Here is a 22,697-nt window from a genome sequence, read left to right as displayed (position 1 = left end):
GACATGAGTACGATTATTTCAAAACAAATTATCCCGGTAGGGTCAACATTTTTACATGATGTTTTGGCAGGTTTAACGGCTGAAAAGAAATCATTAAGTTCAAAATATTTCTATGATGAAACTGGAGATTATATTTTTCAGCAGATCATGGAAATGGATGAATATTACCTGACCAATGCGGAAATGGACATTATGCGGCATCAAACGGAACAGATTACTGATGTTATCGCGGCCAACCCAGGTGCTTTTGATCTGATTGAATTAGGTGCCGGAGATGCCACTAAATCCGTTCATCTGTTGCAGTCGTTAATCAATCGCCAGCTTGAATTTACCTATTTACCCATCGATATTTCCCGACATGTTATTGAAGACCTGGAAGAAAATCTCCCTAAAAAGCTTCCTGCTTTAAAAGTGCAGGGTTTAAATGGTGATTATTTTGCCATGGTAAAAAAGGCGAAAACACTATCCGCTCGTCGCAAAGTATTGTTGTTCATGGGGGCGAATATCGGAAACATGAATGTAACTGAAGCAAAGGCATTTTGTAAGGCATTGCGAAATGAGTTGTCGGCTGAGGATCTATTGGTTATAGGTTTCGATCTAAAGAAAAACCCGCGACAGATTCTGGCCGCATATAATGATGCAGCAGGCGTAACCAAATCCTTTAACCTGAACTTATTAAGCCGGATAAACCGCGAACTGGATGGTGATTTTGATATCAGCAACTTTGATCATTATGCCAGTTATGATCCGGAATCGGGTTCCTGTAAAAGCTATCTCATCAGCTTGAAGGATCAGCGGGTCAACATTGGTGATGAAACCATTCCTTTTCTGGCGAATGAGCACATTTATATGGAAATATCACAAAAGTATGCTTTGACAGAAATTGATGACCTGGCCATATCAAGCGGATTTACACCCTTCGCTCATTTTTTTGATCAGCAGCAATATTTTGTAGATGCCATCTGGAAAGCAGGTTAAATTTTTTTACCATCTAAAACATCCAGCAGCTTTTGCAAATCATCTTCAGTGTTGTAAAAATGAAAAGAAATGCGTGTACCGGTACCCCTGGGCGAGCATAAAATTTTAGCTTCAGCCAGTTGATCAACCTGTTGCTGGTTTAGCGGTAAACTCATGATCGTAGATGCATTTTTCTGATCGGCCAGATAATCAGGAATAAATCCACGATGATGAAGTTGGGTTCGGGCTTGCTGACAAAGGGTCTGAGTGGTTTGCGCAATGGTAGAAATGCCGACTTTTCGGATCATGTTCAAACTTTCATTTAAAGATCCAAAATTCAGCGTATCCAGGTGGCCAGGTTCAAAACAGAAGGCCAAAGGTTTTTTGTCTTTAACAAAGGGGGCTGATGGAAGCTGAGCAAGTTTTCTATCTTCGTACAGGCGATTTTTTAATTGATCTGATAATAAGATAAAGCCATTTCCATAGCCTGCCAATAACCATTTATAGCCACTTGTGCATAATGCATCTAATCCTGATGCTTCAAAACTAAAAGCGGTTGTGCCGCAAAACTGCGTACCATCTGCAATCAGCAATAAATCCGGATATGTTTGTTTAAGTTTTTTGATGAATTCCGGATTCATCCGATATCCGCTGATGTATTGCACGATGCTAAAAGCAAAAACCGTGGGCCGGCATTTTTCAATTGCTTCCATGACATTATCTTCCAGGTTTTCATCTATCGCTACATAACTGTGTTTAAAGCCGCGACTGGTTACCGGATAGGCCAATGATGGATATTCGTTTTGAAGCAAAAGAAAGTGTTCCAATGCCGGCAATCCATCAAGAAGCGTATTGAAACCAAATGAAAAATTGGGCGTTAGAAAAACATTCGATATCCCTGCATTGAAAAAGTCTGCAATGTTGGTTCTTAAGGTTTCTATTAGGTATGATTGACTCAATCTGAATTCACTACCGCCTTCCATTAATTGTTGATCATGTGTGGTTCTCCATTTGGCTAACTCCGTTGATAAGATACCAGAATAAGCGGTGTTGAGGTAAGTATAGTTCGAGAGGATCGGGAAGGAAGAGGATAGGTTCATCTTCAAAAATAGCAGAAATATTTTGTTTGTAAATATGCTTCGCCATTTTTTGGCAAACCTTAGCGTACAGGCATTGTTATTTTGATAAATGATTTAAAATTATGGAAAAGCATACGCAGATTTTACTTGACGAACTTCAAAAACTGCTGAATGGCGGTGGGGCACATGTCGGTTTTAATGAAGCCGTTGAAAATATTCCATTTCACCTGTTAGGCGAAAAGCCGCATGGTTTGCCATACAGCATCTGGCAATTAGTCTCGCACATTCGGATTGCCCAATGGGATATGCTCGAATTTAGTAAAGATGGATCGCATCAATCGCCTAAATGGCCGGAGGGGTATTGGCCTAAGGAAACTGCTCCGTCAAGTAAGGAAGAATGGACACAGGCGCTGAAAGCTATTGATCACGATTTAAATAGTTTTATTGATTTATTGGCATCAGGAAATCTTTATGAAGCCATTCCTCATGGTGATGGTCAATCCATTTTAAGGGAAGCCCTGCAAATTGCAGATCATAATGCTTATCATATCGCAGAGATTGTAGTGGTCAGGCGGTTATTAGGCGTATGGAAAAACTAAAAACCTCGAATAAAACTAATTTAACCGCCCGGTTTGATGATAAGCGCTGTATCATATTATTGAAACATTATTTAGGAGAATTTTTATAAACCCTCCAACGAGTTCAGGTTGATATTTCAAATCTATGATACAGCACTTTGAGGAGAAAGTGCAGGTAAGGTCTAATTTCTACGTTTGAAGCAGGCGATAACACTGGCTGGCAATTTCATATTCTTCATTGGTGGGGATCACCAGGATTTTAACCTTCGAATCATTTATACTGACATCCTGTATTCCGCCATTGTATTTTCCGTTGGCCTCATTATCCATCTCGATCCCTAAATAAGCCAATTTATGGCAAACGGCTTCACGCATGTCCCGGTCATTTTCGCCAACGCCTGCCGTAAAAATAATCGCATCTATACCATTGAGAATAGCGGCATAAGCACCGATAAATTTTTTAATGCGGTAGGCATAAAGTTCAAGGGCAAGAACAGCCTGCTCATCTCCGGATGCTGCCAGTTTTCTGATGTCTCTCATATCGCTGGATCCGCCAACACCCAATAAACCTGATTCTTTATTAAATAAAGTGCTCAACTGATTCAGGCTGTACCCGGCATGTTCTATTAAATGAAAAACAACTGAAGGATCAATGTCACCCGATCTGGTACCCATCATTAAACCGCTTAACGGACCAAAACCCATGCTGGTATCTATAGATTGACCATTGCGAATGGCAGTGATGCTACAGCCATTGCCCAGATGAATACTGATGAGTTTTGATGCTTTCTTGTCTAACCATTTTACAGCCTGTTCGCTCACATATTTGTGACTGGTGCCATGAAAACCATACACCCTGATGCCCTCTTCTTTATAATAACGTTCTGGAATAGCGTATCGAAAAGCCTGCTGTGGAATGCTTTGGTGAAAGGCAGTATCAAAGATGGCCACCTGGCTGGCACTTTTAAAAGTTTCCTCCGCAACTTCAATACATCTTAAATTTACCGGATTATGAAGCGGGGCAAGTGAAAAAAGTTTTTTAATCTGTTCTTTTACTTCCGTCGTAATTAAAGTCGGACCTGAAAAATTTTCTCCGCCATGTACCACGCGGTGGCCAACAGCATTGATGTCATCGGGCGTCGCAATTACGGCCAGTTCTCCTTCACTTAATAAAGCAAGCACCTGCTTTAAGCCTTCGCCATGATCGGCAATAAATGCAGTTTTCTCTGTGATAAATTTTTCACCCTCCTTAAAAACGGTATGCTTAATATAGGAGCCTTCAATGCCGATGCGTTCCACTAATCCACTTGAAATGGGCGATGGAACAGGCATTTTGAAGAGTTGATATTTAAGAGAACTGCTTCCTGAATTGATGACTAAAATGTTCATTTTTTTCTTTTTAAATGTCCTGGCATTGAATAGCGGTGATCACCACGGTGTTAAAAATGTCATCTACGGTACAACCGCGACTCAAATCATTAATGGGTTTATTTAAACCTTGTAGCATCGGGCCAATGGCTAGTGCACCGGTTTCGCGTTGTACGGCTTTATACGTATTGTTGCCTGTATTCAGATCGGGGAAAATCAGTACGCTGGCTCTTCCGGCCACTTCAGAATCCGGCATTTTTTGCTTGCCCACTTTTGGATCTACGGCAGCATCGTATTGAATCGGGCCTTCAATTTTCAATTCCGGATATCGCTCCCTTACAATGGCTGTGGCTTCACGCACACGCTCTACATCTTCACCTTCTCCTGATGTTCCGGATGAGTAAGATAACATGGCAATGCGTGGTTCAATTCCGAATTTGGCACTGCTCTCTGCCGAGGAAATCGCAATTTCTGCCAGTTGCTGTGCCGTTGGATTGGGGTTGACTGCACAATCGCCAAAAATGGCTACCCGTTCAGGTAAACACATGAAAAATATGGAAGATACAACAGAAACACCTGGACGCGTTTTCACAAATTGCAAAGCCGGGCGGATGGTGTGTTGAGTGGTGTGCACTGCACCTGATACCATGCCATCAGCATCACCTTTATACACCATCATGGTGCCAAAATAAGATACGTCTGTCATCATATCCCTGGCCATCTCCTGGTTGACATTCTTGGCCTTTCGCAACTCATGCAGGGTTTCTACATAGCTATCATAGTGCTCAGAATGTGCCGGATTATGGATATGAATGGCATTGGAATCCAGGTTTAATCCCAGACGTTTGATCGAATTTCCAATGTCCAGCGGATCGCCAAGTAAGGTAATGTCTACAATGTCCTGCGCAATTAATTTCTCTACCGCTTTTAAGATGCGTTCATCATTTCCTTCGGGAAGAACGATGTGTTTTTTTTCTCTTTTTGCCCATTTCACTAACTGGTACTGAAACATGTGCGGCGTAATGCCCTGATAACTAAAAGTAATGATTTTATCATCAAGTGCTTTAAGGTCTACGTGTTTTTCAAAAATATCAATTGCCAGGGCAATTTTCTTTTTATTATCGATGGTAATTTTAGAGTGGATGGAACCAATGGCAGTGGTGGTTTCAAAAGTGCCTTTTTGTACTGAAATGATTGGGATGATGGTTTGTAAACCTTCAATTAACCTGATCATCGGTTCATCTGGCAAACTGCCGGCGGTGAGCACAATCCCTGCAATTTTTGGATAATTGGCCGAAAGGTTGGCCTGGAGCGAACCAATAATAATATCCCCACGGTCACCAGGTGTTACAATAAGGAGGTTATCTTTAATGTGCCTTAAAAAATTGGGCAGCATCATGGCACCAGTAACAAAGTTATCAACCTGGTTATCCATTAAATCTGCGCCAAATAGCACTTCAGCGTTCAGGGCCGTTGTAATTTCTTTCATGGTGGGGCTTTGCAAACCACTCTCCACCGGAATAACGGCAATTAATAATTCAGCAGGCAACTGGTTGGTCAGGGCCTGTTTAATGCGTTCCGCTTCTTCCGGATTAACCATATTGGCTATCACGCCCAGTACCTGAACATCGCGCAGCAAAAAGTTTTTGTAAATGTTAATGGCAGATTTAAATAACTGACTGGCCGATTTGCCCTTGCCTGATACCACGATCAGCACCGGAGCACCCAGGTTTTTAGCCATTAAGGCATTAGATTCAAACTCAAAAGCACTGCCTTCACCCAGGAAATCACTGCCCTCAATCACGGTAAAATCGTAATTGTCTTCCAGTTTTTTATACTTGCTGATGATTGTGTTAATCATGGAGCCATGATCATCAGACTGTTGAAGCATATCCTGACGGGTAAAGGCAAAGGCGTCTTCATAGTTTACAGGAAGTGAAAAATAATTTAACATCGCTTCTACATGTTCGTCCTTTTTAGCAGGGTCTTCATGGGCAATAATCGGCTTGAAATAACCTACTTTTTGCGTTTTGGCCAGCAGCATGTTGATCATGCCGAATGCAATCACTGATTTCCCGGTATAGGGCTCTGCAGATGCGATAAAGATATTTTTAGTCATAGGTAAAAAAAGAAGGATCAGAATAATTAACGAACTCGTGCCAATATAGTTGGAAATTTTTTAAATAAATAAAATACTTATTCAGTTTCTGGAATGGTGAATGCTTTGGAAAATAAATGGTGTTGCCATTACCCTTCCTGAGTATTTGTTCCCTGTAATGTAAGCACAAACCAGATCCGACAGGTTTTGTTATCTGAAAATAATAATATGGCCTTACCAATCACCAGTAAGTCATTTATGTTTAATGCCATCGTGAGTAGCTGATTTATCGGATATTTTTGTGATCAGATTAAGAAAACCAATACCATGAATCATCATTCCCTTAAAAATATACCTTATTCCGTGCTCGACCTGGCAACGGTACTTGAAGGACATACAGCTGCCGATACTTTCAAAACCAGTTTAGAAATGGCCCAGCAATCAGAAAGTTTAGGTTATCGCCGTTACTGGTTTGCCGAACACCACAATATGGCAGGCGTGGCCAGTTCGGCCACGGCCGTTTTAATTGGTTTCATAGCCAGCGGAACCCAAACCATTCGGGTAGGGTCCGGTGGAATTATGCTGCCTAACCATTCCCCTTTAATTGTGGCGGAACAATTTGGAACGCTGGCTTCTTTACATCCAAATAGAATTGATCTGGGATTGGGCAGGGCACCCGGAACTGATCAGGTAACCGCAGTGGCTATTCGTGGGGAAAACTTTAACGCTGCACATAACTTCCCGCGTGATATTGAACGCCTTCAGCAGTTTTTTTCGGCCGATAACAGGGGGGCAAAAGTACGCGCCTTTCCGGGTGAGGGATTGGATATTCCCATCTGGGTACTGGGTTCGAGTACCGACAGTGCATACCTGGCCGCTGAAAAAGGATTGCCCTATGCCTTTGCCAGTCATTTCGCACCTGCCTATTTTGAACAAGCTATCGCCATCTATAAAAATAACTTTAAACCATCAGCCCTTTTACATGAACCTTATGTGATGGCTTGTGTAAATGTGGTGGCAGCAGATACAGATGAACAGGCTGAGTTTTTATCCAGCTCAGTGAAAAGAATGTTTCTTGGGGTAATTACAGGGAAGCGTGAATTGCTAAAGCCTGCTTTTGATAATATTAATGGCTATTGGGATCGGATGGAAAAAGAAGCGGTAGAACAAATGCTCTACTATTCTTTCATTGGGAGCAAAGAAACGATCAAGAGAAATTTAGAAGCTTTTGTAGAAAAATATGGTGTAAATGAAGTGATGAGTACCTCACATATTTACGATCAGCAAGCCAAACTCCATTCCAATAAATTGTTTGCAGAAATTTTTGGTTAAGGTGTTTTTATGAACAGTTTAAATGGTTGTGAACTGAAATCAAACTAACCAAAACCTTATCTCTTTTTTTATTGTTGGTTTTTAAAAGAATTTATGATGAAAAAAAATACAACTGATCAATTTAAAAAGGAGATGGTGCTGGACGGGATGAAAGCTGTTGGACATGGTTTGGGAATTCATGCAACCAAGCCGGCTATTCAGCATACAGTTGCCAAAAATATGAACCTAGTGGATAACTTATTGCGGATTGCCTTTTCAAAAAGAAATGGTTCAGCAACTGAAAGTAAAAGGGTCATTGAACTGGCAGGAATGGGGGGCATTGCCTTGTATACTTTCTACAGGGGCCTTGAACGCAAAAATAAGTCGCTGTTGATTCAGGGTGTTTTTCTAGCTACAGCATTGTTAACAGTAAGTTTAGCTACCGCGAAGAATGCCAGTAAGTTGCCGAACAGAAAAAGGCCAATCCGTTAGGCATTGGCTTCTACCAGCAGTTTGAGCATTTTTAAGCGATGAAGCAATGGCTGGTTAACTTTGGAGTCAAGGTTTAATTTCAAAGGCAGGAAATGGCTTTCGAGAAAAAAATCATAATCGGTAATTACAGTGGCTTCATTGAGATAGATGGGTACAGGTTGCTTGCCTGCATGGGTAAAAAAATCTTCCAGCTCCTGTAATTCTTGTGATGTCATGCTACAAATTTACAACTCAAAGCTGATGTAATGATCGGAAAACCTGATCTATTTTTTATTTTACTCATGCTCAGCCTGGTAAGGTATCATTTAACCCGGCAATCATTTATTGCTTTTACCCATTCCTCGTTTTGGCACCGCGGACACTTGTGTTTGCCCTTCAGCTTAATTTCTGCTACCGCACCACAAAATGAGCAGGCATATTGACCTTCATCGTCAATCAACTTAATTTTCTGATCAAAAAGATCAGGTAAAATGGGGAGACCTGGTTTAACGTTTTCATCAGCATAAAAATAAACACTCAATGTACCTGATGTTTCCAGAATGGTCGTTTTTACCTGGCCCAGGTGTGAAATACTTTGCTGGCGTAATTCAGAGAAAAATTCGTCTTTTGCCAGGGTTTCTTTTTTAAAGTCTTCAATGTTAAATACACCTTCCCGAATCAGGTAAACGCTTTTCCCTTCAATTAAATCATCTATTTTCTCACTTTTAGCTGTTAAAAAGGTAGTAAAACGGTATGCACCTACAATAATGAGAAAGATCACAACAGGCGTAAGTAAACCGATTTCCTTGTAAAACATAGGGTCGCCGGCGGCAGAACCTAAGCTGATGATCACCACCAGTTCAAATACGGATAACTGGCGAACGCCACGCTTACCCAGTAAACGCAAACCAAATAAAATAATGAAATACATGATGAAGGTGCGCAGGGCGATTTCCATCAGAAATTCAAAATTTTCCTCACCAATGAGAAATTGTTTCCAGTCTATAGCCAACAATTGTTTCTTTTTTAAAGTTTCGGGAATATGAAAACTGGCAAAGGCTTAAAGAACGTGTATTCCTTAAATCTTTGCCAGTGATGTGTATCTAATTGATGATCGTGTTAAATGCCTACAGAAATAAGTAGCGGTCTGACGGTCGGTCACGATTACTGCAAGCTGCTATTCATCTGGTCAAATCGTTCTCTACGTTTTGAAATTTCGTTTCAAATTCACGTTGATAATCCTTTGCTTTTTCTTTCCACTCCGGTGCTTTATCTTTAAGATCATCTACTACAGATCTTCCGGTAATCGGATCTTTCTTGGTGATGTATTTAAAGCCTGCATACACTGCAGCGCCGATGATTGCTGTTTTTAAAAGTCCCATATTTCTTATCTTTTTTATTTTAAAAACAGCGCTATAGGGTAAAGGTTTTAGAAAAAAAATACATTTATCAAACCCTATAAGTTTTAAAACCATAAGGTTTAATTCTGGTAAAAAGTGACTTACATCATTTTATAAGATAATGTAAATCTGGTCCTGCTTCATGCACATTAAATAGGTTTGTGCTTTAAAGCAATTGATTATGCCACATACCTTTCATATCCCTGTTTTAGGACTGGGGTATTCTATAGACACACCATTAAAAGTTGCCCGCTATGGCATTTCTTCTGTATTATCCATTGTAGATGATGAACTGATCGAAAGGATGCGCGAATACCACTCACAACAGCTCCATTTGGCATTTTTACCGATACTGAAATCTGCCGGAGACAGCCGGGCATCCAGAATCACTGCCTATTTAAATTTCCTGGCTGATGCCGTCTCCCGTCAGGTGGCACAACTTAAAAAGCAGGCATTTGAAGCCGGGAGCGATATCTGCAAGTATTTTGAGCTCCTGCCAGAAGGTTCCAGTTTAAAAAACGGATATGAATTAATGATGGATTATCCCGAAGGAACACAGAAAGAAAGGTTTCAGCAGGTGCTGCGGAATGAAATTAAAGCTGGAGCAATTGATGTAAATATTATGGCGAAGGTGGATAAGATGAATGTGGACGCTGAATTGACCAGCGATGAAAGTTCAGATGCGCTCGCAGCCTTACGTGGATTTGCCTTAAGTAAATTATCTTCATCTGTTATTCTTTCTGCCGGGATGAATCCGAGGTTATACAGTTATCTCGCACAGTTTGAAGATTTTTTCCCAGATAAAAATGGCCATGTTCGTAAAAAGATCATTTTGAAAGTAAGTGATTTCAGGTCAGCTTTAATTCAGGCAAAATTCCTGGCCAAAAAAGGCTTATGGGTAGCCGAGTTCCGGGTTGAGTCCGGATTAAACTGCGGTGGGCATGCATTTGCAACGGAAGGCCATCTGCTTGGACCCATTCTGGAAGAATTTAAAGCCAGAAGAAGCGACATGCATGCAGTGCTATTTGCGCTTTATGAGCCGGTTATTCGTCAGAGAAATATAAATATGACTACACCACCTTCACAACGGATCAGTGTGCAGGGCGGAATTGGTACTGCTGAAGAAAACCGGTTTTTAATGCGTCATTATGGCTTAGATGCCACAGGTTGGGGGAGTCCTTTTCTTTTGGTTCCTGAAGCCACGAACGTGGATGATGAAACCCTGAATGTTCTGGCGCATTCCAGGGAAGATGACTATTACCTGAGCCATTCCTCACCATTGGGCATTCAGTTTAATAATTTCAAAAACAGCAGCATTAATGCGCAACGCTTAGGGAGGATAGGGAAAAATCGTCCGGGCAGTGCCTGTACCAAAAAATATTTATGCAACAATACCGAGTTTACCGAACAGCCCATTTGTACGGCATCCAGAGCGTACCAGCATTTAAAAATCAAACAACTGAAATCTCAGGCACTGTCGGTACAGGAATTTCAGCAACAATTTGATGCCGTGACGGAAAAAATCTGCCTGTGTGAAGGTTTATGTGCCTCTACCTATCTGAAATATGATATCCTTAAACCTAAAGAAAGTAAAGCCGTAGCCATTTGTCCGGGTCCAAATCTGGCTTATTTTTCTGGTATTTATGCTTTAGATGAAATGGTGGGGCACATTTATGGCCGCTTAAACTTGCTTGAGAAAATTGAACGTCCGCATATTTTTATAAAGGAGCTTGGTTTATATATCGATTATTTCCAAGGGGAGTTACAACAGTTGTATCACCATGTTACGGATAAAAAGAAGAAACAGCTTCAGCATTTTAAATTGCAGTTATCAGAAGGAATCTCCTATTATACACAATTGTTTAATGAAATCGCCGATGAGGGAGATGATCACTTAAATTCATTGCAGATGCAGTTAAATATTTCACAGCACCGATTGGATCAGCTGCAAATTGATTAATATTGAAAGTGGCCTCAATTAAATTTATCTTTACGGCTTCAGCAAAGCAGATAACATGGACAGATCGAAATTCCTGGATGCAATTATAGAAAATGCGATTGATGGTATCATTACTATTGATGATAAAGGCTTTATTGAGCATTTAAATCCAGCGGCACTGAAGCTTTTTGGCTACGAGCGGACTGAATTGGTAGGCAAAAACGTTTCTGTTCTGATGCCGGAACCTGATAAAATCAGGCATGACGGCTATATTCAAAACTATAATGAAACCGGTAAAAAGCATATCATCGGCATTGGCAGAGAGGTGCGCGGACAAAAGAAAGATGGTTCCACTTTTCCATTCCGGTTAGGCGTAAGTGAAGTTAAATTCAGCGATCGTAAAATTTACACCGGCTTTATTCATGATTTGTCAAAAGAAAAGGCAAATGAGGAACAGATTAAATCGTATACGGAGAAGTTAGAAAGCAAAATTAAAGAACGTACACGCGATCTGATTAAATTGGTTTCAGAGCTGGAAACGGCAAAGGAAAATATGAGTGCCCTTTTTCAAAAAGAGAAAGAGCTTAATCAGCTTAAAACGCGGTTTGTTTCCATGGCTTCACATGAGTTTAGGACGCCATTGAGCTCGATGCAGTTATCAGCTTCATTGATAGATAAATATACGGTAAAACAAGATGTGGTAAATGTAGAAAAACATACGGCCAAAATCAAGAACTCCATTAATAACCTCACTACCATTTTAAATGATTTTTTATCATTGGAAAAACTGGAAGCCGGAAAGGTACAGGCCGCCGCACAGGTTTTCAATATCATCAGCTTTGCAGAAGAAATTACGGAAGAAATGCAGTTAATGACCAAACAAAACCAGCATATTATTTATGAACACACCGGAACCAAGGCTAATGTGTTACTTGATCCAAATCTACTTAAAAACTGCATTATCAATTTAATATCCAATGCCATAAAATATTCAGGTGAAGATACGCTGATTCAATTCAACAGTATCTTAAAAGACAATGAACTGATCCTGGAGGTGAAAGATAATGGAATAGGTATTCCTGAAGCCGATCAGCACAACCTGTTTGAGCCATTTTTCAGGGCACACAATACCGGCGATATTCCGGGAACTGGTTTGGGTCTGAATATTGTCAGTCGTTATGTAGGCTTAATGAATGGCGCGGTATCCTGTAAAAGTGAGCAGCATTCCGGAACCTTATTTACGTTGAGTTTTCCGGTTAAATAAATTAAAAATTCTTTTTAAATTTTCAGATGGGTAAAAAAGTATTAATCATAGAAGATAACGATGATATCCGCGAAGGGACTGCAGAGGTACTGGATCTGGCCGGCTACAAAACCTTTACGGCTAAACACGGTAAAATTGGAGTGGATATGGCCTTGAAGCACCTGCCGGATGTAATTCTTTGTGATATTATGATGCCTGAACTGGACGGATACGGTGTATTGTATCTGATGAATAAAAACCCGCAAACCGCTAATATTCCTTTCATCTTCATCACTGCTAAAACAGAACGGGCAGATATGAGAAAAGGAATGGAAATGGGCGCAGATGATTATCTAACAAAGCCTTTTGATGATTTAGAATTGTTCAGGGCAATTGAAAGCCGATTTAAAAAGAAACAGCTATCAAAAGCCATTGGTGCATCTGCCGGAAGCGTTGACGCGGTTTTCGAAGAACTTAAGGCCAAGGGCAAAGCCAGATCAGTTTCAAATAAACAGATTATTTATGTGGAAGATGATGAGCCCTTGCATCTTTATTACATTGTGAAAGGACAGGTTAAAACCTATAAACGTTTTAAAGATGGTCGGGAACTTTCTTCCGGCTTATTTCATGATGGTGATTTCTTCGGTTATGAAAGCCTTTGTAACGGTGTGCCTTATGCTGAAAATGCGGCAACACTTGCGTCATCTGAAATTATCCAGATTCCAAAAACAGATTTTATGGAATACCTGCTCAATCATCAGTCTGTATCTAAAAAGTTCATCAGCCTGTTGTCTGAAAATGTTCAGGATAAAGGGAAGCAGATGCTGCAACTGGCTTATTCGTCTGTAAGAAAAAGGGTAGCTGAAGCATTGGTGCAGGTAGCAGAAAAGTTTAGCAAGCATGAGACCGACAGTTGTACCATCAAAATCTCGAGAGATGACCTGGCCGCGCTGGTGGGGACGGCCAGTGAAACCATCAGCCGGATGTTAGCCGATTTTAAAGAGGAAAAGCTGATTGATAAAACGGGTAACGCCATTAATATTTTATCCTTACAAAAGCTTAAAAATGTAAAGCAGTAGCTGATTTGCAATATATCTTGATAAAAGTAATGAATGTCACTTTTTAGCCTAAGCAGCCTCATCCTCTTCAAATGATGGCTGCTTTATTTTTGTGTACTCTAAAAAAAGTACATGAAAGCAATAGCCTATAATATTAAGCCTGTCGAAAAAGAATGGCTGGTTCTCGCGAATTATAAAAAACATGATATTACGATCATAGCCAATAGTTTAACTGTTGATACTTTGTCTTTTTCTGCAGGTAAGGAGGTGCTATTGGTTTTTAATCATGACGACTTAGATGCGGAAATGATTGATGGGCTAAAGTCATTGGGGATTCGGTATATCGCCACCTCATCTGTTGAAACAGGGCACCTGGATTTACTGGCCGCAGGTCGGGTCGGAATGAAAGTAGCGAATGTACCATTGCTGGAAGAAAACCAGGATCCCAGATTGCGAATGGAGCAGGTGATTAAAAATCTGGATCAATGGGCGGCCGGTAAATGTGTAGGCAAAGCCTGCTGTTGTCAGAATAATTGTGGTGTGACTAAAGCCTTGAAATAATGGAAACCGCCGCATTACTTCAGAAATATAACGTTGCTGCGCCACGTTATACCAGTTATCCCACAGTTCCATATTGGGATCAGAATACATTTAGTCAGAATAAATGGATCAACGCTGTTCAGACCATTTATGCCGAGCATGGAACTGAAGGAATCAGTCTTTACATTCACCTGCCTTTTTGCGAAAGTTTATGTACCTATTGTGGTTGCAACACCCGAATCACTAAAAACCATGCGGTAGAAGTACCATACATTGAGGCCGTTTTAGCTGAATGGAAAATGTATCAGCATCTCTTAGGGAGCAGGCCTAAAATAAAAGAATTACACCTGGGCGGTGGCACACCTACTTTTTTTCAAGCCGAAAACCTGAAAGTATTAATGGATGGCATTCTTACTGAAGTGGAAGTTTCAGCTGATGCTACGTTTTCATTTGAAGCGCATCCGGCAAATACCACTGAAACACATCTGCAAACCTTATATCAGTTTGGCTTTAAACGATTGAGTCTGGGAATTCAGGATTTCGATCCAAAAGTGCAGTTGATGATCAATAGATTTCAGACGCCACAACAGGTAACCGCGATCATGCGTCAAGCCAGAACAATTGGTTTTGATTCTATTAATTTTGATCTGATATATGGATTACCTGCGCAGCATATCAGTGGTTTATCGCAAACAATTAAAGAAGTGATTGATATGCGGCCAGATCGGATTGCTTTTTATAGTTATGCCCATGTGCCCTGGATCAAGCCTGGCCAAAGGCACTATACTGTTGAGGATCTTCCTGCTGGAAAGGAAAAATTTGCGCTTTATCAAATGGGAAAAAACATGCTGATGGAAGCTGGGTATATGGATGTGGGTATGGATCACTTTGCCCTAACAACTGATAAACTATTTACAGCCAGTACAAAGAAAAAACTGCACCGCAATTTTATGGGCTACACCGATCAGCATACGCATTTGCTCATTGGTTTAGGTGTTTCGTCAATTAGTGACAGCTGGATTGCTTTCGCACAAAATCCTAAAACCGTAGAAGCTTATCTCGATCAGATAAATGCTGGTTTGTTACCCGTAGAAAAAGGCCATCTGCTGTCTGCTGAAGACCTGGAAATCCGTCAGCACATTTTAAACATGATGTGCAGGGAAAATACGAGTTATCCGGAAGGTATTCCTGAGGCAATAGTTCAAAGGCTTGCTCCGCTCATTCAAGATCAGTTGATCCGGGTTTCCGGAAATAAAATCAATATTACCCAAACTGGTAAGTCATTTTTGAGAAATGTGTGTATGGCTTTCGATGAGAAGTTATGGATCAGGCAGCCTGGAACCAGGTTATTCAGTGATGCCATTTAAATTTTATGCCATGAAAAACCAACAACAAACTACTGTTAACACCACCTGTTACCATTGTGGAGAAGAGGTTACCGATCATGTTCATCAATTGGATGACAAAAACTTTTGTTGTGCCGGTTGCAAGGGCGTTTATCAAATCCTTTCCGAAAATAACCTGTGTAATTACTATGTATATAATCGTAATCCTGGTCAGCGATTGCGTCATGATACCCGCTTAGAATATTTGGATGAACAGCAAATTATCAATCAGCTTATTGATTACACTGGTGAAGATTCAAGTATCATCACTTTTTATATTCCAGCAATTCACTGTAGTTCATGTATCTGGTTACTTGAGCATCTGTATAAAATCAACCCGGCCATTTTCAGTTCACGCATTGATTTTATCAGGAAGCAGGTAACCATCACTTTTAATCATCAGGAAATCTCATTAAGGAACCTGGTAGAAACCCTGATTCAGATTGGATATGAGCCTTTAATCAGCCTTCAGGATGTGGTGAAGGAACATCAAAAGGCACTGGATAAGGGTTTGATTCTGAAAATAGCCGTAGCCGGATTTTTAATGGGTAATGTGATGCTCTTCAGCTTTCCTGAGTATTTTGGTTTATCGGGCCTTGAAAAACAATTTCAAGTGTTATTTGGCTGGCTTAATCTGGCTTTTTCCATTCCGGCAGCCTTTTATTGCGGTAAGGATTATTTCATTTCCGCCTTAACCAGTTTAAAACATCAGCATGTGAACCTGGATACGCCTTTGGCTTTAATCATTGCCGTTCTGTTTTTAAGAACAGCATTTGAAGTTATATTGAACATCGGACCAGGTTTTGCTGATACCCTGACGGGATTGGTTTTTTTGCTGTTAATGGGCAAATGGCTGAAACAACGCACTTATAACCACATCTCGTTCGACCGTGATTATCGTTCTTATTTCCCGATTGCAGTAACCACATTGATTAACGGGCTGGAAAAGCCAGTTTCCATCAATGATGTGAAAATTGGTGACCGCTTATGGATTAGAAACGGCGAATTACTTCCTGCCGATGCAATTTTAATGAAAGGTGATGCCTGGATGGATATGAGTTTCGTCACCGGCGAATCTGAACCTGTGCATAAGGTTTTAGGCGAAATTATCTACGCTGGTGGGCGTCAGACCGGAGAGGCCATAGAGCTGGAAGTGATCAAGCCGGTTTCACAAAGTTATCTAACGGGTTTGTGGAACCATGATCATTACAAAGACCATGTTCATCAGCAGAACTTTAACGATAGCATCGCCAAGTATTTTAGCCTGGCTGTATTTACCATCGCTTTTTCAGCCACTGCTTACTGGCTTTTACAACACGATAGCCATAAGGCCTGGTCGGCATTTACGGCTGTCATTATTGTGGCTTGCCCATGCGTACTGGCATTGAGTACGCCATTTACGCTTTCAGCCATTTTATCTGTGTTTGATAAGAAAGGCTTTTATGTGAAAAATACGGATGCTGTAGAACAGCTGGCTAAGTGTGATGCCATTGTTTTTGATAAAACCGGAACATTAACCACTACCCGGAATGCACAGGTTTATTTCAATGGTAAAATGGATGATCACGAGAAAAAAATAGTGGCTTCACTGTTCAGAAATTCTGCGCATCCATTGAGCAGGCATATTTTAAAGCAACTAAAAACAGGCGATTTTTTTCAGGTGAAGAATTATCAGGAAATGCCGGGTAAGGGTTTATCTGCAACCATTAACAGCTCAAGTGTTTATGCCGGAAGTTTGTCCTCAAATCTAAAAGCGGTGGCTCATCAGCCTTCCAGTGGTGTGCATGTGGTGATTGATGATGTTTATATGGGGAATTTTGTCATTGAACAGGAGTGGCGGCCGCAACTCAATTTTCTGATTAAACAGTTAAATTGCTCATTTGATGTACAATTGCTTTCTGGCGATACCAACAAGGATGAACGCCACCTGAGAACCATCTTTCCGGAAAGGAATACCATCAGATTCAGGCAAAGTCCGCATGAAAAGCTTAATGCCATCTCAGCATTGCAGGATCGTGGAAAGAAAGTCATGATGCTCGGTGATGGACTGAATGATGCAGGTGCCTTGAAACAGAGTGATTTCGGCATAGCCATTACGGATGATATTAACAATTTTACTCCCGGATGCGATGCCATATTAAAGGGCGATTCATTAAATATGCTACCTGATTTTATCGGACTGAGTAAGGATGGGATAAAGATTATAAAAGCAAGCTTTGCCATTGCTACCGCATACAATTTTATCGGAATCTTTTATGCCGTTCAGGGTACGCTTTATCCCTTGGTTGCTGCGGTGCTTATGCCCATTAGTACTATTACCATCATCTGTTTTACCACTTTCGCTACCCGGATTCTGGCCCGTAAAAATAAATTATTATGAATATTCTCTATTTTCTGGTGGGCTGCAGTGTTTTAATGGCACTCATTTTTCTGGGTGCATTTATCTGGGCTGCCAAAACAGGGCAAAATGATGATGTTTACACGCCGGGCATCCGCATTCTCTTTGATGATGAGCTGGAAGAAGAAGCAAAAAGTAAAGAAGATCACTTTTCCAGCTAAGCCACATCATCCTTTACGTCCTCCATGCAGGATACCTTTGACCTATCAATACAAACAAAACATTTCTGTTTATGCAATTAGAGCGATTTACTTACGATAACAAAATTGTCAGAAACTTCGGCATTGCCACCCTCGTTTGGGGGATTATTGGGATGACGGTAGGTTTGCTGGCAGCGATGCAGCTTTTCAAACCTGCCATGAATTTAGGCAACCAGTATACCACCTTTGGCAGGATCAGGCCCTTACACACCAATGCGGTTATTTTTGCCTTTGTGGGCAATGCCATTTTTATGGGGGTGTATTATTCTTTACAACGCCTGCTTAAGGCCAGGATGTTTAGTGATGTTTTAAGTAAAATTCATTTCTGGGGCTGGCAGCTGATTATCGTTTCAGCGGTGATTACGCTTCCATTGGGCTTTACCACCTCGCATGAATACGCCGAACTGGAATGGCCGATAGATATTGCCATTACCATCATTTGGGTAGTATTCGGAGTGAACATGTTTGGTACCATTTTTAAAAGAAGGGAACGGCATTTATATGTAGCCATTTGGTTCTATATCGCCACCTTTGTCACCATAGCGGTGCTGCATATTGTGAATTCATTTGAGCTGCCTATTTCATTCCTAAAGAGTTATTATGTGTATGCGGGCGTTCAGGATGCACTGGTACAATGGTGGTATGGACACAATGCAGTAGCTTTTTTCTTAACTACCCCTTATTTAGGCATGATGTATTACTTTCTGCCCAAAATGGCCGGAAGACCGGTATACTCCTATAAACTGAGTATTTTACATTTTTGGTCACTGATTTTTATTTACATCTGGGCTGGTCCGCACCATTTACTCTATACCTCTTTACCCGGCTGGGCACAATCTTTAGGCGTTGCTTTTTCCATTATGCTGATTGCACCAAGCTGGGGCGGAATGATTAATGGTTTACTGACCCTTCGCGGTGCCTGGGATAAAGTTCGGGAAGATGTTACACTGAAATTTATGGTGGTGGCTTTAACAGCTTATGGTATGGCCACCTTCGAAGGGCCAATGTTATCCTTAAAGCAAATTAATGGTGTGGCCCACTTTACCGATTGGATCGTGGCCCACGTACACGTTGGTGCCTTAGGATGGAATGGCTTTTTAACTTTTGGCGTACTGTACTGGTTAATTCCAAGAATTTATAAAACGGAATTATATTCTAAAAAACTGGCCGGCTTTCACTTCTGGATTGGTACGCTCGGCATCCTTTTTTATGCTATCCCGATGTACTGGGCAGGTTTTACACAAGGTTTAATGTGGAAAGAGTTTACCAGCGAAGGTTTACTGAGGTATCCAAACTTCCTGGCCACCACACTACAGATTATTCCCATGCATGTATTGCGATCAATAGGTGGTGCAATGTATCTGGCAGGTGTAATCGTCATGACTTATAACCTGGCCAAAACGATGAGAAGTGCTAAACTGGTGGCTAATGAACCTGCAGAAGCAATGCCCCTGGCAAAAGAAATCGTAGATCATTCTGCTGCGGATAAAGCATGGCACAGGGTTTTGGAGCGTAAGCCAATGAAGTTTATGGTTTTATCATTGATTATCATTCTCATTGGTGGAATGGTGGAGATGATGCCAACTTTTACCATTCAGTCTAACGTACCCACTATTGCCAGTGTGAAGCCTTATTCTGCCTTAGAATTACAAGGAAGAGATCTTTACATCCGCGAAGGTTGTGTAAACTGTCACTCACAAACGGTGAGGCCTTTCCGTTCAGAAACAGAGCGTTATGGCGAATATAGTAAGGCTGGTGAGTTTGTTTACGATCATCCTTTTTTATGGGGAAGTAAAAGAACCGGACCAGATTTGCATCGCATTGGCGGAAAGTATTCAGATGCATGGCATTACAATCACCTGGTAGATCCCACTTCGATGTCGCCGGGAAGTATCATGCCGCCTTATCCATGGTTGGTGAATCAACAACTTGATATTACCACTACGGCAAGTAAGATCAAGGTAATGCAAACACTCGGTGTGCCTTATGCAGCTGGATATGACCAAAAGGCTAATGAAGATCTTAAGATTCAGGCTAATCAGATTGCCGCTGAATTAAAACAAAACAATATTAAGGTAAAAAGTGATCGGGAGATTGTGGCTATTATAGCCTATCTGCAACGCTTAGGTACTGATATTAAAGCCAATAAAACAGAAATTCCAAGCAACTAAATTATGTTCAATCAAATAAAAGACCTGGCCGGAGGTGAACTTTACCTCATCAGCTCACTGATCATGTTTATGGTATTTTTCATTATCGTAGGCATTTACCTCCTTAAATTAAATAAAAAGCATATCGAAGTCATGAGCGAACTGCCAATCCAGGAAAATCAATCTATAGGGTATGAAGAAGATTAGTTTATTTATTTTGTTGCTGTTTAGTCAGGCCTGGGCATTTGCAGCAGATGAAAAAACAGTGTCCGAAAATGTAAAGCCTTCAGCGCCATCACTTGGCCTTACGCAATCAGAATTATTGATTGTTATTTTATTACTATTTGCTGTAGTACTGGTGTTTGTGTCGCTTACCTTACTCAACGCTTTCAAGGTAATGTATAAGGAGCAGCTTCATCCTACACCTTATTTATCACCAGAGAAAGCTGAACAATTAAACTACGACGAATGGTTAAAGCGGCGAAAAAAAGGCTATTCCATCTGGGAAAAATTGCTGAGTTTAAAACCGATTGAGCAGGAAAAAGAGCTGGAAATTGATCACGCCTATGATGGTATTAAAGAACTGAATAATCCGGTTCCGGCCTGGTTTAACTTCTTGTTTTTTGGTACCATGATTATTGCGGCGGGTTACCTGTTCTATTACCACATTGGTGGCTATGGCGATCTCCAGGATCAGGAGTATAAGAATGAAATGGCACAGGCACAGGTTGAAAAAGCAGCATACCTGCAGAAATCAGCAAATGCAATTGATGAAAATACGGTAAAAGTTGATATCACAGAAACGGTATTGGCTGAAGGGAAGAATATTTTCGAAGGAAACTGTAAAGTATGCCATGGTGATAAGGGGCAGGGAATTATCGGTCCGAATTTAACTGATGATTACTGGTTACATGGTGGAGGTATTAACAATGTCTTCAAAACCATCAAATACGGTGTGCCTGAGAAAGGGATGATCAGCTGGGAGAAAAACCTGAGCCCTAAACAAATCAGTGCCGTAGCCAACTACATTTTATCACTGGCCGGTACCCATCCGGCAGGGGCTAAGGCTGCACAGGGAGAAAAGTACGAAGAAAAAGATCCACAGGACAATGCCATGAAAGCACCCGCCGATAGTTTGAAAACAACGAATGCTACAAAATAATCAGAAAAAGGAAAGTAAGGACAGGGATTTTCTATATCCTAAAATGCCAGCGGGAAGACTATATACTTACCGGAAATGGGTAAGCTATGGGCTGCTTTTGCTTTTATTCTCTTGTCCTTTTTTAAAATTAAATGGTGAGCAGTGGGTGCTATTAAATTTCATCGAACGAAAATTTGTATTCTTCGGACTGATTTTTACTCCGCAGGATTTCTATCTTTTCGCATTGGCCATGCTCATATTCATCATTTTTATTGTCTGTTTTACAGTGGTTTTGGGCAGGCTTTGGTGTGGTTGGGCCTGCCCGCAAACCATTTTTATGGAAATGGTATTCCGGAGAATAGAATTCTGGATGGAGGGTGATAAGCAAAAACAAATCAAACTGAATGCTCAGCCCTGGAATATGGACAAGATTTTAAAAAAATCGACTAAACATTTTCTCTTTTTAGTGATTTCATTTGCCATTGCCAATACCTTTTTAGCCTATCTTATCGGTTCCGAAAAACTATTCAGCATCATTACAGAACCGGTTCATCAGCATGTATCAGGCTTTATTTCCATCTGGCTTTTTACCTTTCTGTTTTATGCTGTTTTCGCCTATGTGCGTGAGGTGGTTTGTACGGTAATTTGTCCTTATGGCAGGTTACAGGGTGTTTTATTGGATAACCAGAGCCTGATTGTCGCCTACGATGTTAATCGTGGTGAACCCCGTGGAAAGATGCAGAAGCAAAATGTAGCTGAAGCTAAAGGCGATTGTATAGATTGTGGATTATGCGTACAGGTTTGTCCGACAGGCATAGACATCAGAAAGGGAACACAGCTGGAATGTGTAAATTGTACGGCCTGTATTGATGCCTGTGATGAAGTGATGCTAAAAATCAATCGACCAGAACGCCTAATTGGATTTTATAATCAGGATTACATCAGCCAGCAGAAACCATTTAAAATAGGGGCCAAAGCCTATGGCTATGCAGCTGTCCTGGTTATGGTATGCATGGTTTTTTCTGCCCTCATCTATAAAAGATCATCTATAGAAACCACTGTATTAAGGGCAAGTGGTACGCTTTATCAAAACAGGGGAAGCAATCAAACCAGCAATCTGTATAATGCAGAGCTGATCAATAAAACCAATAAAACGGTAAAGTTTGAATTCAGGGCGAAAGATCAACATGATCAGATCGAGTTTATACAGGCGGCAAATGTGCTTCCGAAGGATGGATCTGCACAAATCACTTTTTTTCTCATCCGGGATAACCGCCAGATTAAGGAATATAAATCAGATGCTGCATTTGAAGTGGTGGTGGATGGAAAAGTTTTAAGCCAGGCCAGCACGAGTTTTTTTGCACCGCCTGATAACGAATAA

21 protein-coding genes are annotated in these 22,697 nt (G+C 40.9%); 15 read left to right on the top strand and 6 right to left on the bottom strand.

The window, feature by feature from the left end:
- Positions 1-3 precede the first annotated feature (3 nt).
- Positions 4-978 (top strand): L-histidine N(alpha)-methyltransferase, encoded by a 975-nt coding sequence (locus CBW18_RS20040; RefSeq protein ID WP_088303149.1) that lies wholly within the window; start codon positions 4-6, stop codon positions 976-978.
- Here the strand turns inward: CBW18_RS20040 and CBW18_RS20035 are convergent.
- Positions 975-2,057 (bottom strand): aminotransferase class V-fold PLP-dependent enzyme, encoded by a 1,083-nt coding sequence (locus CBW18_RS20035; protein ID WP_088303148.1) that lies wholly within the window; start codon positions 2,055-2,057, stop codon positions 975-977. The two genes, CBW18_RS20040 and CBW18_RS20035, sit on opposite strands and share 4 nt — an antisense overlap.
- A gap of 101 nt (positions 2,058-2,158) precedes the next feature.
- Between CBW18_RS20035 and CBW18_RS20030 the strand changes: the two genes are divergently transcribed.
- Positions 2,159-2,635, top strand: coding sequence for a DinB family protein (locus CBW18_RS20030; protein ID WP_088303147.1), 477 nt, complete (start codon positions 2,159-2,161; stop codon positions 2,633-2,635).
- 168 nt (positions 2,636-2,803) lie between these two features.
- On the opposite strand, the gene CBW18_RS20025 is transcribed toward CBW18_RS20030, so the two are convergent.
- Together CBW18_RS20025 and pta are read right to left on the bottom strand one after the other, a co-directional pair.
- Entirely contained in the window at positions 2,804-4,003 is a 1,200-nt protein-coding gene (locus tag CBW18_RS20025; RefSeq protein ID WP_088303146.1) for an acetate/propionate family kinase, read from the bottom strand.
- Positions 4,004-4,013: 10 nt separating this feature from the next.
- Complete coding sequence (gene pta / locus CBW18_RS20020) at positions 4,014-6,101, bottom strand: phosphate acetyltransferase (protein ID WP_088303145.1); 2,088 nt, start codon at positions 6,099-6,101, stop codon at positions 4,014-4,016.
- 306 nt (positions 6,102-6,407) lie between these two features.
- Here pta and CBW18_RS20015 point away from each other — a divergent pair, with 306 nt between their 5' ends.
- On the top strand, positions 6,408-7,412 hold the full coding sequence (locus tag CBW18_RS20015) for an LLM class flavin-dependent oxidoreductase (protein WP_088303144.1): 1,005 nt from the start codon (positions 6,408-6,410) through the stop codon (positions 7,410-7,412).
- Between the two features lie 93 nt (positions 7,413-7,505).
- A complete protein-coding gene (locus CBW18_RS20010; protein WP_088303143.1) occupies positions 7,506-7,883 on the top strand; it encodes a hypothetical protein in 378 nt (125 codons plus the stop codon).
- On the opposite strand, the gene CBW18_RS20005 is transcribed toward CBW18_RS20010, so the two are convergent.
- From CBW18_RS20005 to CBW18_RS19995, 3 genes are all read right to left on the bottom strand, one after another.
- Positions 7,880-8,098 carry a hypothetical protein gene (locus CBW18_RS20005; protein ID WP_088303142.1) on the bottom strand — a complete coding sequence of 73 codons (219 nt, stop codon included), beginning with the start codon at positions 8,096-8,098 and terminating at the stop codon, positions 7,880-7,882. The genes CBW18_RS20010 and CBW18_RS20005 overlap by 4 nt on opposite strands.
- A gap of 86 nt (positions 8,099-8,184) precedes the next feature.
- Entirely contained in the window at positions 8,185-8,877 is a 693-nt protein-coding gene (locus CBW18_RS20000; protein ID WP_253249098.1) for a DUF421 domain-containing protein, read from the bottom strand.
- 166 nt (positions 8,878-9,043) lie between these two features.
- The gene (locus CBW18_RS19995) at positions 9,044-9,244 is read right to left on the bottom strand and encodes a hypothetical protein (RefSeq protein ID WP_036677046.1); all 201 of its coding nucleotides are present in this window, start codon (positions 9,242-9,244) and stop codon (positions 9,044-9,046) included.
- Positions 9,245-9,443: 199 nt separating this feature from the next.
- Here CBW18_RS19995 and CBW18_RS19990 point away from each other — a divergent pair, with 199 nt between their 5' ends.
- From CBW18_RS19990 to ccoG, 11 genes are all read left to right on the top strand, one after another.
- Positions 9,444-11,222: a hypothetical protein gene (locus tag CBW18_RS19990; RefSeq protein ID WP_088303141.1), complete on the top strand. Its 1,779-nt coding sequence runs from the start codon at positions 9,444-9,446 to the stop codon at positions 11,220-11,222.
- Positions 11,223-11,277: 55 nt separating this feature from the next.
- Positions 11,278-12,465 carry a PAS domain-containing sensor histidine kinase gene (locus tag CBW18_RS19985; RefSeq protein ID WP_088303140.1) on the top strand — a complete coding sequence of 396 codons (1,188 nt, stop codon included), beginning with the start codon at positions 11,278-11,280 and terminating at the stop codon, positions 12,463-12,465.
- Between the two features lie 26 nt (positions 12,466-12,491).
- Complete coding sequence (locus CBW18_RS19980; protein WP_088303139.1) at positions 12,492-13,523, top strand: response regulator; 1,032 nt, start codon at positions 12,492-12,494, stop codon at positions 13,521-13,523.
- A gap of 111 nt (positions 13,524-13,634) precedes the next feature.
- Positions 13,635-14,063, top strand: coding sequence for a lactate dehydrogenase (locus CBW18_RS19975; RefSeq protein ID WP_088303138.1), 429 nt, complete (start codon positions 13,635-13,637; stop codon positions 14,061-14,063).
- Complete coding sequence (gene hemN, locus CBW18_RS19970) at positions 14,063-15,409, top strand: oxygen-independent coproporphyrinogen III oxidase (RefSeq protein WP_088303137.1); 1,347 nt, start codon at positions 14,063-14,065, stop codon at positions 15,407-15,409. Before CBW18_RS19975 ends, hemN begins: the two co-directional genes overlap by 1 nt.
- Positions 15,410-15,419: 10 nt before the next feature.
- Positions 15,420-17,807, top strand: a complete 2,388-nt coding sequence (locus tag CBW18_RS19965; protein ID WP_088303164.1) for a heavy metal translocating P-type ATPase metal-binding domain-containing protein — start codon at positions 15,420-15,422, stop codon at positions 17,805-17,807.
- Positions 17,804-17,986 carry a cbb3-type cytochrome oxidase assembly protein CcoS gene (ccoS, locus tag CBW18_RS19960; protein ID WP_088303136.1) on the top strand — a complete coding sequence of 61 codons (183 nt, stop codon included), beginning with the start codon at positions 17,804-17,806 and terminating at the stop codon, positions 17,984-17,986. Before CBW18_RS19965 ends, ccoS begins: the two co-directional genes overlap by 4 nt.
- 71 nt (positions 17,987-18,057) lie before the next feature.
- Positions 18,058-20,196 carry a cytochrome-c oxidase, cbb3-type subunit I gene (gene ccoN, locus CBW18_RS19955; RefSeq protein WP_088303135.1) on the top strand — a complete coding sequence of 713 codons (2,139 nt, stop codon included), beginning with the start codon at positions 18,058-18,060 and terminating at the stop codon, positions 20,194-20,196.
- A gap of 3 nt (positions 20,197-20,199) precedes the next feature.
- A complete protein-coding gene (locus tag CBW18_RS19950; protein ID WP_088303134.1) occupies positions 20,200-20,382 on the top strand; it encodes a hypothetical protein in 183 nt (60 codons plus the stop codon).
- A complete protein-coding gene (locus CBW18_RS19945; protein ID WP_253249095.1) occupies positions 20,369-21,337 on the top strand; it encodes a cbb3-type cytochrome c oxidase N-terminal domain-containing protein in 969 nt (322 codons plus the stop codon). The genes CBW18_RS19950 and CBW18_RS19945 overlap by 14 nt, the downstream gene beginning before the upstream one ends.
- Complete coding sequence (ccoG, locus tag CBW18_RS19940; RefSeq protein ID WP_088303133.1) at positions 21,324-22,697, top strand: cytochrome c oxidase accessory protein CcoG; 1,374 nt, start codon at positions 21,324-21,326, stop codon at positions 22,695-22,697. Before CBW18_RS19945 ends, ccoG begins: the two co-directional genes overlap by 14 nt.

Source organism: Pedobacter sp. AJM, from assembly GCF_002197755.1.
GTDB lineage: Bacteria > Bacteroidota > Bacteroidia > Sphingobacteriales > Sphingobacteriaceae > Pedobacter.
This window is presented reverse-complemented; position numbering and strand designations above follow the sequence as displayed.